Raw genomic sequence first — 12,890 nt, forward strand, 5'->3', positions numbered from 1 at the left:
GTCGCTCAACCGTTGAGAGGGCGGCAACGGGCATGCCAAGCCATGTTCTGAGACCGACAGACCATGATTGGGTGTGAATGAGGGGACGAGCAACAGAAGGGGGCGCGGAACTTTTCAGTGTGGCTGCGGCGCGGCGATCAGCATGCCGCATGGGTGATAGGCGACAACAGGGTGCGGTGAAAAGTCATGAATGAGGACTTTATATTTGGTTTCCCTCGAAAACGCCACCACGATCCGGCCTGCCGACTCCGGTGCGACAGGAGGCCGCGCTCTCACCTCGCGCTGCGCCAATACGGCCATCGCCGATTTGATTCTTATAGGCAGGAATAAGTTTATGGTGTACCCACGCAACTACAGCGCCTCTAAACAACCGTCGAAAAACGATTTCCCGAGCGCGCTAGGCGCGCTCGCCATGCTAGTGCTCGTCGCGACCCAGTCCTCGATGGCCGTGGCAGACGCGCTACCCACTGGCGGTGTCGTCACCCATGGTCAGGCGACAGTCAGCGCCGTCGGTTTCAACGCCATCAGCGGTGGCAGCTCAATGAGCATAATTCAAAGCACTCCTAACGCCGTGATTGGCTGGACCTCTTTTGATATTGCCCAAGGCAACTCGGTGAAATTTCAGGTGCCAACCGGTGGCGCTACTTTGAACCAGATTGCTGGCCCCTCCAGCCAAATCAACGGTAACCTGTCGTCCAATGGCGCGCTGTTTCTGATCAACCCCAATGGCGTACTGTTTGGCAATGCCGCGAACGTGAGAGTCGGCTCACTGGTCGCCAGTAGCAGCAAACTGGATCCCAATGATTTTATGAAGAATCAGTCCATCTTGACCGCAGATGGCGCGGGCAAGATCGCCAACGCTGGAACTATCACCGCCGGTTCAGGGGGCCAAGTGATACTCGCGGGTCCGGGCAAGATCGCCAATACCGGAACTATTACCGCCGGCTCAGGTGGCCAAGTGGTGCTCGCTGGTGCGGATGGGGTCGATAACAACGGTGTGATTAATGTACTGGGCGGTAGTATCCAGATGGTGTCCGCCGATAAATTTACCCTGACAATTCCGACCCAAAACAAATTTCTTGATATTCAAATAGACGGTGCGGCCACCGGTGGCGATATCAAGCACAATGGCTCTCTCAATGCGAGCTCAGTCACGCTGAATGCTAAAGGTTTGGTAGCCTCATTGGGCACCATTCAGGCAACCTCTATTGGCAACCTAACAGGTTCAGTCGGTCTCTCGGGAAGCCATGTAGATATCATGGGTGATATCGGGGCCGGCGGGAAAATTGAAATCCGAGGTAACGGAGGCGACAAATACATATCGCAAATTAAAGGGGCCCAACTGAGGGCGAAGACAGGTATTGACATAGATGTTAATACGGAGCTCTCGATTATTGTTTCACCCTTGATGAGTGATGCTGGTATCCAACTTAAAAGTGGCAGTGTGATGTCCGTGGATAGTAGTGTACTACAAGCGTATTCAGGCGATATTCATTTGACAGCAAACCCCGGCATAGACAGCTATAGTCCTAACAAAAGTGCCGTTCGGATCGATGGCTCTCGTTTGGAGGCCAAGGCCCCCAAGGCTTTGATCTCGATTACAGGGAATAATAGTAGCTATCAATCTCCAGCAAAAGGTGTGGAGATCACGGATAGCCAGCTGATAGGTCAAACCATTAAACTTGAAGGTCAAGGCAAGACTGGCGTTCACTTTCAAAACGCTAAGCTGACAGCCGACGCCATAATCGTATCAGGCAATAATAACTTTGTGGGTCCGCTAGATGCCCAGGACATCGGCATTATGTTCATGGGGACTAACACTCTATCGGCCAAACGAGAGCTGAATATGTTCGGTGTCGGAGGGGGAGCCGGTATCCGCTTCAACGGTAATAATACCTTGAGCTCGCAGCGGACCTTGGTGCGAGGGGAAGCGCAAAACGACCTTGGCATCAGTTTCTCTGGAAAACTCAACACACAGAACACCTCCGACGCGGCTCCTGCTAACTTTATTAGCAACGGTTTTATTGTGACGCCACCATTGACTCTCTAAGTAAGGTCTGAAGTAGTCAGCGACTTTTGATACCGTCGTTGGTAGAGGCTCAAAAGCCGCTGGCTGTTCAAAAGTCAGATCTTTTTTTGTTCTAACTGCAGGCAGCAAGGCTGCCTGCACCGCCCCGGCAGTGATAATCACAACATCGTAGTGGTGCGCTTCCAATGTGTGCTTGAGTAATCTTTTTCCTTCTAGACGAGGGCGCAATCGGGATACGTAAAAACCAGTCTTCGCTGCATCAGGAGATAGGATGTCATCGGGCGAACACGTCGCCGTCAACGATAATGCCCAAAGCGAAGTCGATCGATTGCTCGTGCGACAACACGCCAGTTGTGGGCCTGATATCGTGCGCCAGCAATTCTCACCCAATTGCAGCAAACCGCCACTGTGGGAGGCTCCCCCGATGTCAGGATAGTTGTCGCCTCTCCGGTTTCTCCTAAAAAAGCATATCGGGGGCGGAAAGAGACTGGTCGTGCCGTATTATTCACCTGAACGCAGAGCCGCATTACTGAAGATGCTGCTTCCCCCACTGAACCTGTCGATGGCCGAGGTTTCCCGGCGCGAAGGGGTCAGCGAAATGTCTTTGTCCAACTGGCGCAAGCAGCTCAGTTCTGAAGGAAGTGCAGTGTCTGAAAATAAGCCGTTGACCGAGAACTGGTCAGCCGAAACCAAGTTTGCTGTCGTCCTTGAAGCGGCCGGCTTGTCCGAGATCGACCTGGGCGAATATTGCCGGCGCAAAGGCCTTTACCCCGAGCAGATCACTGCCTGGCGACAAGCCTTTATCACCGGCCAGAAATCGGAAAAGGCTCAGCAAAAAGAAGATCGGGAGCAGTCGCGCAAAGACAAGAAACGCATCCAGGAACTTGAGCGCGAACTGCGCCGCAAAGACAAGGCGCTCGCTGAAACAGCCGCGTTGTTGGTGCTGCGAAAAAAGCTCAACGACTACTGGGGGACCGACAACGAGGACAACTGACGTCTTTGCCAGAACGGCAGTTACTCGTTGGCTGGCTGAGCAACGCGGTCGCGGCGGGAGCCAGAAAAATCCGGGCCTGCCGGGAAATCGGTCTATCGCTGCGGACTTTGCAACGGTGGACTGAAACAGACGTTATCGAGGCCGATGCCCGAACGACCACCGTACGACCAGCGCCGCGTAATGCGCTGAGTGAAGTCGAGCGACAGGCGATTGTGACGCTGTGCAACAGCCCTGCGTATGCCCATCTGCCGCCGAGCCAGATCGTGCCGCGCTTGGCCGATCAAGGGCGTTATCTGGCGTCGGAGGCGACGTTTTATCGCGTCTTGCGTGCGACGGGTCAACAGCAACATCGAGGCCGTAGTCAGCGCCCCAGGCGGTACGCAGCACCGACGACTCATGCGGCCAAAGCGCCCAATCAGGTGTGGTCGTGGGACATCACGTATCTGCCGTCGCCGATACGCGGCAAGTATTATTACCTCTATCTGATCGAGGATATTTACAGCCGCAAGGCCGTGGGCTGGGAGGTCTACGACGCGGAAAGCGGCGAGAAAGCCGCCGCGCTGCTGCAACGCAGCGTGATCAGCGAGCAGTGTTTACACGAACCGCTGGTGCTGCACTCGGACAACGGAGCGCCGATGAAATCAGTAACACTGTTGAGCAAGATGTACGAACTGGGCATCACGCCCTCGCGGGGCCGACCGCGGGTCAGCAACGACAATCCCTACTCGGAGTCGCTGTTTAGAACACTGAAATACTGCCCGCAATGGCCACAGGACGGTTTTGCCAGCTTGGACGCGGCACGCGCTTGGGCGAGGGATTTCATGCGTTGGTACAACAACGAGCACCGGCATAGCCGTATCCGGTTCGTCACGCCGACTGAGCGGCATTGAGGACTGGATCATCAGGTCTTGGCCCGGCGACATGAGTTGTGAGAGCGAGCCAAGGAGAAAAAACCGGAGCGGTGGTCAGGTCGGACACGTAACTGGGAGCCGATCGGTACCGTGTTGTTGAACCCGGATCGAGAGCAACAGGTCGAGAAACGAGCGGCATAGTTAGACGGCTGACGCGACAAGCACCTTGAAAAACGCCGCTCCATCCAAGGGATCTTGCGTCCAAACCCCAGATTTATTGGCCGGATTAATTTCACCGCCATGACCATCGGTACTCATAGGGGGCGTGTCGGCGAATGTGTAACTATGTCGTTTGTTTAAAAACACACCCTTTTGCCTAGGCGTCATCAGATCCCCAGGCCCGCGCTCTGCGTTTGTACGTGATGACCACCTTTGACGTAGAGTGATGCACACGGCTGTGGAGCTCTTGCCGGCGGACCATTAGAGACTTCGGTGCTTCGATACCGAGTTTTACGTGCCCCTGATGGTCATCAACAGCCAGTACCTGGAGAATGATTTCATCACCGATCATCACGGCTTTACCTGCGGTGCGAGACAATATCAACATGGCTATTTTTCCTTGAAGCGTTCAGTAGCGATCCTGCATGAGACCGTGTCGGTACTGGTGAACAGAAGGCTCTTAGACCACCAGACGTGGCAAGCACCCGTTGCGCCGTTCGCACCACGGACGGACCGCCGCGGTACCTGGGCAAAGCGCGATGGAGCCTCTCGGGCGCCGAGCGAAAAAACCTTATTGCTCAGCCACCAGCGCCTTTAAATCGTCCCCTGGACCGATAGCGTCAAGCGGAGTTGACCAGCGTTGCGGAGAGAGGGCCAGGGCTTTGCCAGTAGGTTCCATGTGGGTGCGTTCCATTGTAAGGAGGTTCGATCGTTGGCCGGCAAGCCCTACATTGCACTGCGCTTTGCATTGAGCTGACAGGGGTAGTCAAACGTGCGAAAGACCTGATACAGCCGTTCTCGACCGTCCAGCATCGCCATGGGCGGTTGGCCGGAAAAGAACGAAAAAGCGTCAGGCTCAGGAAAATCATCAGTAAACCCAGTGCTCACGCTGGTCAAAGAACGCGAACGAAAATGGGCTCGGCCCTTTAAGGGATAGCCCTGCCATGGCGGAGTGGCTAGATTGAAAAAAACGTCGCGTTCCAATTGCTTGCGCCGATCCATCGCGCGTCCATCCTGTCGGTGTGAGCCGGGCAGTGTGCCCAAACGATTCCGCGCAACAATGCTGGCTTATCGCCACATCACTCAACTGGCGGCACATTTTCCCCGCTCACGGGCGTGCGCGCAGTGTCAGGTAGATTCCCTGCGTCGGTGACTTCTGGGGGCGGTAAGTTCGCGCTGGGCGCTGCTAAACTGAGAAGGATTTCGGGCCGCCCTGGTTGAGCGGCAGGCAAGATAGGCGGTTCCCGGCGGTGTATCGGCCATCCCCCAGCGCACCATTTGAGAGGCTGTTGAACCAGGGCCAATGACGAGTGTCACCCGGGGAGCGCGCTCCACCAGAAGGGGGTAATGCCTTTCGTCGAATGGCGAATACGCCACCTTGTTTGTCTATTCTACCCAGGGGTTTTCACGTCAATCGCGGGGCTGGCCGGAACCCAACCAGTACGGATGATCGCACAAAACTACCTCAGCCCTCAGCAATGAGATCTGGGCTTCAGACGTAGAGCGTGCATCTCGGATGACCATTTCCGGGGGGGGCGCGTGTTTCCCCCACCTAAATGTCGTCAAATTGTCGCTTCGCCCACACTCGGCCGATTTCGCTTTGCGCCCCTCATACGTGACCTGCGCGACACCAAGCTGTTCATCCCAAAGGGGAGCGATGTCGCCTATGAATCGCTCAAACCGATGATTAGCAGCGACAGGTTGAACATCAAACAAATACGCGCCCATTGGGATGAAATACTGCGATTGGCCACCTCGATCAAACAGGGCACTGTAACGGCCTCGCTGATGTTCAGGAAGCTCGGCAGCTATCCACGCCAAAACGGTGTGGCCGTGGCTTTGCGTGAGTTGGGACGCATCGAACGCACGTTGTTCATTCTGGACTGGCTGCAAAGCGTCGAGCTGCGTCGTCGCATCCATGCAGGGCTGAACAAAGGTGAGGCGCGCAACGTGCTGGCCAGGGCGGTGTTTTTCAATCGCCTTGGTGAAATCAGGGATCGGAGTTTTTGAGCAGTAGCGCTATCGGGCCAGTGGACTGAACTTGGTGACCGCCGCCATTGTACTGTGGAACACGGTCAACCTGGAGCGGGCAAGCCAAGGACTTACGGACGCTGGAAAGCAGATGAATGCCGATCTGTATCAATACCTGTCGCCGCTGGGCTGGGAGCACATCAAACTGACCGGCGATTACGTCTGGCGGTAGAACCGCAAGCTGGAAGACGGTAAATTCAGACCGTTACGACAGGTCGGAAAACCTTAGCGTACGATTGTTGGGTAGCCAGACGCGGTCACCCGCGCCCAGCCCCCGAAGAACTGAGCGTGCAAGTTTCCCCGCACTCAGCTCGAGCCTTTCAAAGGCATCTTTCGACACACGGCCATACAACTTCTTTTTCGGAGTGCTGTCGCCTTTGGCAATTGAGATGGTGCATTTGAAGGTTGCTTGCCGCGTCAGTCCCACCATCTGACCGCTTCACAATGTGGCGACATGCCCACGGCGTTGATTTTGTGATGGGGTGATGGCAGTCGTGACAATTGCAGTCCTGCCCTAACCAGACACGGTAAAACTTCGAGCGACCGCGTCCCGAGTTCAGCATTTTCTTGACCCATCGGGCTTCGAAATACGGTTCCCATTGCGGGTCGTGCGGATTAGCAGCCGCTTTGATCTTGATGTGCCGTACAATTGGCGTATCAGATTCCCGCAGCAGGCTGCGCTCCTTCTTAGTTCCATCTTCATCTTTTTCGGTTGCAGAAAACACCCAGTTGCGGGTGCCCTGGGACTTGAAATACTTCTTCTTGACCCAGCGCTTTCCCTTGTTCGGATGCCGTCTCAATGCCCATTGCCACAGCATTGACCAGATCATTGAATCAACTCGAGTGAAGGTTGCCTTAGCGACTACGTGGCAGTGATAATTGGCCCATCCCCGTAATATGGGATTAAGCAGTCTTATCAAATTTGCCTGTTTAGACGTCTTGTTGGCCTTGATGACTTCCCGAATTTTTCCTAAGTACCTTTTGACATTTGCTTTCGACGGCTTAATCAGTAGCTTGCCGTTGTACTTGCGGAAGTTCCATCCGAGAAAGTCAAACCCCTCCTTGATATGCGTTATTTTGGCTTTTTCAGGCGACAGGTCGAGCCCACGTTCCGCCAAAAATCCCACCACGACGGGCTTCACCTCAAGCTCCAGCCATTCCTTCGAGCTGCCGGTAATAATGAAGTCGTCCGCATACCGTACCATGTTCATTTTCAAGCCTTCACCCGGTGACACGGGCGGTTCCCTCCACTGAAGTGGGAACAACTTCTGCAGGCAACTTCGTGTCGCACTTTTCCGAATTCTGTAGGCTCCCCTGGTAGTTCCCCGCCACAGGACCTGATTGTGCCGCGACCACCTGTCCATATAGCAGTGGCTCTGCCGCTGTAGCTACGTTGTTGGCGGTACGAAAAGGGTGGCGTTGTAAGGCGTCGGATTGACCGAGGATGAACGAGCCCCCCGAAAGACAGGACACCGTTTCCCCTTTAATATAAGGGATAGGCAAACGGTTATGTTTATGACTAATAGCAACGACAAGGGTGAGGAGCTAATGAGATGGTCACCCCGACTGCGGATTCCACGGGCATCCCGCCACCCACTCCATCAACATCCGGCCACTGATTCCACGATGATCCGGCCACCCATAAGGCAGGCAGCAACGCAGGATTAATTCACTACCATCGACCTCTTTTATCGAAGCAGAGAGGTCGTCGTGAAGCGGTTATCCATGCGTAAGATTCGAGAAGTGCTACGTCTCAAATTCGAGGTCGGCCTATCTGCCCGGCAGGTCGCTATCAGCTTGCAAGTAGGTCGAGCTAGCGTCGGTGAGTACCTCAATCGCTTTGCTGCCAGCGGCCTGACCTGGCCCTCTGCGCTGACTGACGCCGAGTTGCAACGGCATCTTTTTCCGCCGCCGCTCGCTATTCCCAGCGATCAAAGGCCGATGCCTGACTGGGCTCATGTCCATGCCGAGTTGCGCCGCCCCTGCGTCACCTTGGCCCTGCTCTGGCAAGAGTATCGACTCGCCCATCCGCAAGGCTTCCAGTACAGCTGGTTCTGCGAGCACTACCGCCTCTGGGCTGCCAAGGTCGACGTGGTCATGCGCCAGGAGCACCGTGCGGGCGAAAAGCTGTTTGTCGATTACGCCGACCAGACCGTGCCGGTCATCGACCGGCAGACCGGGGAAATCCATCAAGCCCAGATCTTCGTCGCCGTCCTCGGAGCCTCCAGCTACACCTTCGCCGAAGCCACTTGGTCGCAGAAACTCTCTGACTGGCTGGGCTCGCATGCCCGCTGCTTCGCCTTTCTCGGCGGCACATCGCAGATACTGGTACCCGACAATCTGCGCAGCGGCGTTACCAAGGCACACCGTTACGAGCCCGACATCAACCCCAGTTACCGCGACCTGGCCAAGCATTACGGCGTGGCCGTGCTGCCCGCACGTTCGCGTAAACCCAAGGACAAAGCCAAGGTTGAAGTCGGCGTACAGGTAGTCGAGCGCTGGATCCTCGCAGCGTTGCGCAACCGCCAGTTTTTCTCCTTGGGCGAACTCAACACGGCCATCGGCGTGCTGCTGGATCGGCTCAACCAAAGACCCTTCAAAAGCTGCCCGGCTCGCGCCGCTCAACCTTCGAGGCCATCGACCAGCCCGTGCTGCAACCGCTCCCAGAACATCCCTACGTCTACGCCGAATGGAAAAAGGTACGGGTACACATCGACTACCACGTCGAAGTCGACGGCCACTACTACTCGGTGCCGTACCAGTTGGTGAAGCACCAACTCGAAGTGCGTCTGACTGCGCAGACCGTCGAGTGCTTCCACGCCAACCAGCGAGTCGCCAGCCACCGACGCTCGCCACACAAAGGTCGCCACACTACCCAGATCGAGCACATGCCCAAGAGCCACCGCTAACACGCTGAGTGGACGCCGCAACGGCTGATCCACTGGGCAGAGCAGACCGGCCCAAATACGGCCGGCGTCATCGCCTACATCCTCGAACGCCGAATCCATCCGCAGCACGGCTTCCGCGCCTGCCTGGGCATCCTGCGCCTGAGTAAACAGCACGGCGAAGAGCGGCTGGAAGCCGCTTGTCAGCGGGCTCTGGCACTGGGCGCGTGCAGTTACAAAAGCCTCGAATCGATCTTGCGCCAAGGTCTGGAAAAGCTACCGCTGGCCCAACAAAACCTGCCGCTGTTACCCGACGAACACCCCAACCTACGCGGCCCCGGCTATTACCACTGACCTGAAAGAGGAGCATCAAAATACTACCCAACCCGACGCTGGACAAGCTACAAACCCTGCGCCTGCATGGCATGATTAAAGCCTTAAGCGAGCAGCACGCAACACCGGATATCCATGACCTCAGCTTCGACGAACGCCTCGGCCTGATGGTCGACCGCAAGCTGACCGAGCGCGAAAATGCACGCCTGACGACTCGCCTCAAAGCCGCACGACTGCGCCATAACGCCTGCCTGGAAGACATCGACTACCGCAGCTCCGTGGCCTGGACAAGGCGCTGATCTTGCAACTGGGCAGCGGCCAGTGGCTGCGCGACGGCCTGAACCTGATCATCGGCGGCCCGACTGGCGTAGGCAAAACATGGCTCGCCTGCGCGCTGGCCCACAAAGCTTGCCGCGACGGTTACAGCGTGCGCTATCTGCGCCTGTCGCGCTTGATGGAAGAGCTGGGCTTGGCCCACGGCGACGGCCGCTTCGCGAAACTGATGGCGGGTTATGCCAAGACCGACCTGCTGATCCTGGACGACTGGGGCCTGGCGCCGTTTACCGCCGCGCAACGGCGCGACATGCTTGAGCTGCTGGACGACCGCTACGGCAACCGCTCGACGCTGGTGACCAGCCAGATGCCGGTGGACAAATGGCATGCACTGATCGGCGATCCGACCTTGGGCGACGCGATCCTCGACCGGCTGGTGCACAACGCTTATCGGATCGAACTGAAGGGCGAATCGATGCGCAGGCGCGCGACGAAATTGACGGCAACACAGACTTCAGACTAACAATGCAAACCTGCGTCGCTGCGCTCCGACTGCCTGGCCGGATGAGTGTGGAACAGGTGGCAGGATGTTGGTGGGCTGGGTGGCCGGATGGCGTGGAATGCGCACCCCGACACCCAGCAAGAGCTACGCTTTCGCAGGGTGTTTTAAATTCGGAGACCATCACCATGAGCGTTTTGGCATGGTCGGTATCGACCTCGGTAAACATACCTTTCATCTGCACGGCCAGGATAAGGCCGGCCGAGAGCTGTTTCGCAAGTAGCTTTCACGACAGCAGATGATGCGGTTCTTTGCCAACCTACCCGCCTGCACCGTGGTGATGGAGGCCTGCGCGGAGCGCATTTTGTCGCTCGCCAGTTGATGGTCCTGGGGCATCAAGCCAAGCTGATTTCCCCGCAGTTTGTTAAGCCTTTTGTGAAAGGCAACAAAATGACTTCGTCGATGCCGAAGCGATTTGTGAAGCCGCTTCGCGGCCCTCGATGCGTTTTGTTGCGCCCAAAACCGAGGCCCAGCAGACGCTTTCCGTATTGCTCCGCTTGCGTGAATCACTGGTGGGCGAACGCACCAAGCCCGTTAATCAGATGCATGGCTTTCTGTTGGAATTCGGCATCAACCTGCCGCAAGGGCTGAGCGTCATGAAGCGCCTGTCCAGCGTCTTGGCAGAGCATGAGCTTCCAGTCCGACTGAGCGTGCTGTTGCAGCGTCTGTACGATCACTTTGTCTATTTGGATGAGCAGATCAAGGAACTGGATAAAGAGTTGGCTGGCCAACTGACAGACGATGATCTGGGCAGTTGTTTACTGAGCATACCGTGCGCTGGCCCGATCACCGCCAGCCTGCTGGCTGGGAAAATGGGCGATAGCCAGCAGTACGGCTGCAGCTGTGATTTTGCGGCGGCTTGGTGGCCAGACAGCACAATACCGGCGGCAAAGCCAGAACAGGGCATGTAGGCCCAGTGGGAGTATTCCGCTAACAACGTGACCGGCTGTTTCGAAACAGGCGTAAATCAGTCACGTGTTAGCGGAATGGGCGGGCACGATGGGCCGAAAAACGCACCAAAGGTCACGACCTCCATTACCCGCACCTCCTGTCAATTAGGAGGGTTGCGACTCGCCCGAGGAAGCTTGATAGGTCAGTAAATCACCTGGCTGACAGCTCAAGTATTGACAGATTGCCTCAAGGGTGGCCAAGCGAATGCCTTTGACCTTACCCTGCTTCAGCAACGATAGATTTTGCTCGGTGATGCCAATAGCGGCGGCAAGGTCTTTTGATTTGACTTTGCGCCGAGCCAGCATCACATCTAATTCAATAATTACAGGCATGATGTCCCTCACACAAAGGTTTGGTTTTCAGAATTGACTTCACTGGCTTGCTGCAAAATGCGTGCAATCACACCGATGCACGCGGCAAGAAACAGCGCTACGAAATCAGCAGAGGTAAAGCTGATCATCAAAGAACGTTCTCCTTGAGGGGCAAGTAAGGTGACCCAAATGCTGAGCAGCGGTGTACACACGAAGCTGCCTGTCACCCAGAGCACCACCCCCCGTCCGACTTTACCCAGATGCATAGCTGCAGTGCCGGAAAAGTACTCCCCACGGGCGTAGCCTTGAAAAAGATTGCGTAAATGGTTCAGGCCACTGGCTAAGGCGAGCAGCGGCACACTCGACAGCAATATCGCGCCGAGCGTCTGCCACCAGACAAGTGTTTCAATCGTCATCGTGGGCTGGGAAAGCATCATGCCACTCAGGGCGAACCCCATCCCTAGGCCACTGTCACCCAGTGCAGGAAAGATCCAGAGAGCGGTATTGAGTACCAGCATGCCCAAGATAATCAGAAGGGTAAAAATAGCCATACGCTGACTGAGTTGAGCTAAACGATTACTGGTCATTTGGAGCCTCTAAAGGTCAGAAGTAGAGGCAACAACATACTTTATATATTATCGCAAAACAACAACTAATCGCCATTTAATCGCTAGTCATAGGCTTGAAGTTCACCGGAACGGCTTTTTACGCCAAGGACACTGGAATTAGTGGCTTGAGGAGCATGGTACCGTGCGACCTGAGGTCTTCTGAATGTCTGTTTCGCTGGAGTGTCTCTTGATGAAACCGGTTGTCCTATCAACCGTTTCCTACCTGGACATGCGGGGCCGGTAACAGCTCGGTTTGAAGCTCTAAGGACAATGTATCCGCCGATTTTCGGTACGCCTACCCGTGAGGGGAAAGCGGAATCTACCAGCACAAAGGTGCTGACAGGCTTGAACCAAAACGGTACGCAGCCAGGTATGAACCTTTTATTCCTGGGTCATCATGGACAGCAGGCCACCGGCGAACAGGAGGGGGGAAACGGCAGCGGGACGACAGGCAGGGATCGAGACATTCAGGGGTACTGCGGTGCCCCATGACCCGCTGGATATTCGCCAGGGCCGTGGCATGCATCGCCGCGTAGGCCGCAATCACTTCAGGCAGGTCGGCCGGGCCGGGCAAACGGCCCTGGAGAGACTCCAGCACCAGTACCTGATGCCGCGCATCCTGATGGCGCATGCCTGTAGCGGAACAGCAAGTAGCCGCTGGCTTCGGCGGCATAGGCCGCCTCGTCGAAGTAACGCTTGATCACCACCTACTCGCTCGAGGCCATGCACAGGCCGGAACAGACCAGGACTTCACCGACTGGCGGGTACCCGCAGAACCTGATAACGCTCGACCACAGCTCGGCGAGCGCCTGCCGCCGCAGCTGTACCTGAGCGGCGTCGAGGAGT

7 protein-coding genes and 5 pseudogenes are annotated in these 12,890 nt (G+C 56.3%); 7 read left to right on the top strand and 5 right to left on the bottom strand.

The genetic code is table 11. From position 1 onward, the window contains the following. Nucleotides 1–205 precede the first annotated feature (205 nt). Nucleotides 206–2,050 carry a two-partner secretion domain-containing protein gene (locus ACYZT6_RS25570; RefSeq protein ID WP_462029121.1) on the top strand — a complete coding sequence of 615 codons (1,845 nt, stop codon included), beginning with the start codon at nucleotides 206–208 and terminating at the stop codon, nucleotides 2,048–2,050. 472 nt (nucleotides 2,051–2,522) lie between these two features. Next, nucleotides 2,523–4,075: pseudogene (locus ACYZT6_RS25575) on the top strand (IS3 family transposase). Between the two features lie 175 nt (nucleotides 4,076–4,250). Here ACYZT6_RS25575 and ACYZT6_RS25580 read toward each other — a convergent pair. Further along, nucleotides 4,251–4,481 (bottom strand): carbon storage regulator, encoded by a 231-nt coding sequence (locus ACYZT6_RS25580; protein ID WP_462029122.1) that lies wholly within the window; start codon nucleotides 4,479–4,481, stop codon nucleotides 4,251–4,253. Here ACYZT6_RS25580 and ACYZT6_RS25585 point away from each other — a divergent pair. Then, the gene (locus tag ACYZT6_RS25585) at nucleotides 4,398–4,691 is read left to right on the top strand and encodes a hypothetical protein (protein WP_462030040.1); all 294 of its coding nucleotides are present in this window, start codon (nucleotides 4,398–4,400) and stop codon (nucleotides 4,689–4,691) included. The two genes, ACYZT6_RS25580 and ACYZT6_RS25585, sit on opposite strands and share 84 nt — an antisense overlap. Nucleotides 4,692–4,819: 128 nt before the next feature. Here ACYZT6_RS25585 and ACYZT6_RS25590 read toward each other — a convergent pair whose 3' ends face one another. Further along, nucleotides 4,820–5,095, bottom strand: coding sequence for a hypothetical protein (locus ACYZT6_RS25590; protein ID WP_462029123.1), 276 nt, complete (start codon nucleotides 5,093–5,095; stop codon nucleotides 4,820–4,822). A gap of 591 nt (nucleotides 5,096–5,686) precedes the next feature. Here ACYZT6_RS25590 and ACYZT6_RS25595 point away from each other — a divergent pair. Further along, nucleotides 5,687–6,296: pseudogene (locus tag ACYZT6_RS25595) on the top strand (Tn3 family transposase); the annotation flags it as partial. A gap of 148 nt (nucleotides 6,297–6,444) precedes the next feature. Here the strand turns inward: ACYZT6_RS25595 and ACYZT6_RS25600 are convergent. Further along, the gene (locus ACYZT6_RS25600) at nucleotides 6,445–7,359 is read right to left on the bottom strand and encodes a group II intron maturase-specific domain-containing protein (protein ID WP_462029124.1); all 915 of its coding nucleotides are present in this window, start codon (nucleotides 7,357–7,359) and stop codon (nucleotides 6,445–6,447) included. A 490-nt stretch (nucleotides 7,360–7,849) separates the two neighbouring features. Between ACYZT6_RS25600 and istA the strand changes: the two are divergent. The 3 pseudogenes from istA to ACYZT6_RS25615 form a co-directional block, all read left to right on the top strand. After that, nucleotides 7,850–9,363, top strand: a pseudogene (gene istA, locus ACYZT6_RS25605) (IS21 family transposase). A gap of 20 nt (nucleotides 9,364–9,383) precedes the next feature. Continuing rightward, a pseudogene (istB, locus tag ACYZT6_RS25610) lies at nucleotides 9,384–10,138 on the top strand (IS21-like element ISPre4 family helper ATPase IstB). Between the two features lie 178 nt (nucleotides 10,139–10,316). Continuing rightward, nucleotides 10,317–11,069: pseudogene (locus tag ACYZT6_RS25615) on the top strand (IS110 family RNA-guided transposase); the annotation flags it as partial. Nucleotides 11,070–11,229: 160 nt separating this feature from the next. Here ACYZT6_RS25615 and ACYZT6_RS25620 read toward each other — a convergent pair. Beyond that, complete coding sequence (locus ACYZT6_RS25620; protein WP_462029125.1) at nucleotides 11,230–11,457, bottom strand: helix-turn-helix domain-containing protein; 228 nt, start codon at nucleotides 11,455–11,457, stop codon at nucleotides 11,230–11,232. Between the two features lie 8 nt (nucleotides 11,458–11,465). Further along, a complete protein-coding gene (locus ACYZT6_RS25625) occupies nucleotides 11,466–12,023 on the bottom strand; it encodes a DUF2975 domain-containing protein (protein ID WP_462029126.1) in 558 nt (185 codons plus the stop codon). Between the last annotated feature and the right edge of the window lie 867 nt (nucleotides 12,024–12,890).

Source organism: Pseudomonas sp. RT6P73, assembly GCF_054897715.1.

Excerpts from the sequence above, each read along its gene's own strand:
- ACYZT6_RS25585 (WP_462030040.1), top strand. The coding sequence starts at position 4,398 with ATGGTCATCAACAGCCAGTACCTGGAGAATGATTTCATCACCGATCAT.
- ACYZT6_RS25580 (WP_462029122.1), bottom strand. The coding sequence starts at position 4,481 with ATGTTGATATTGTCTCGCACCGCAGGTAAAGCCGTGATGATCGGTGAT.
- ACYZT6_RS25590 (WP_462029123.1), bottom strand. The coding sequence starts at position 5,095 with ATGGATCGGCGCAAGCAATTGGAACGCGACGTTTTTTTCAATCTAGCC.
- ACYZT6_RS25620 (WP_462029125.1), bottom strand. The coding sequence starts at position 11,457 with ATGCCTGTAATTATTGAATTAGATGTGATGCTGGCTCGGCGCAAAGTC.
- ACYZT6_RS25625 (WP_462029126.1), bottom strand. The coding sequence starts at position 12,023 with ATGACCAGTAATCGTTTAGCTCAACTCAGTCAGCGTATGGCTATTTTT.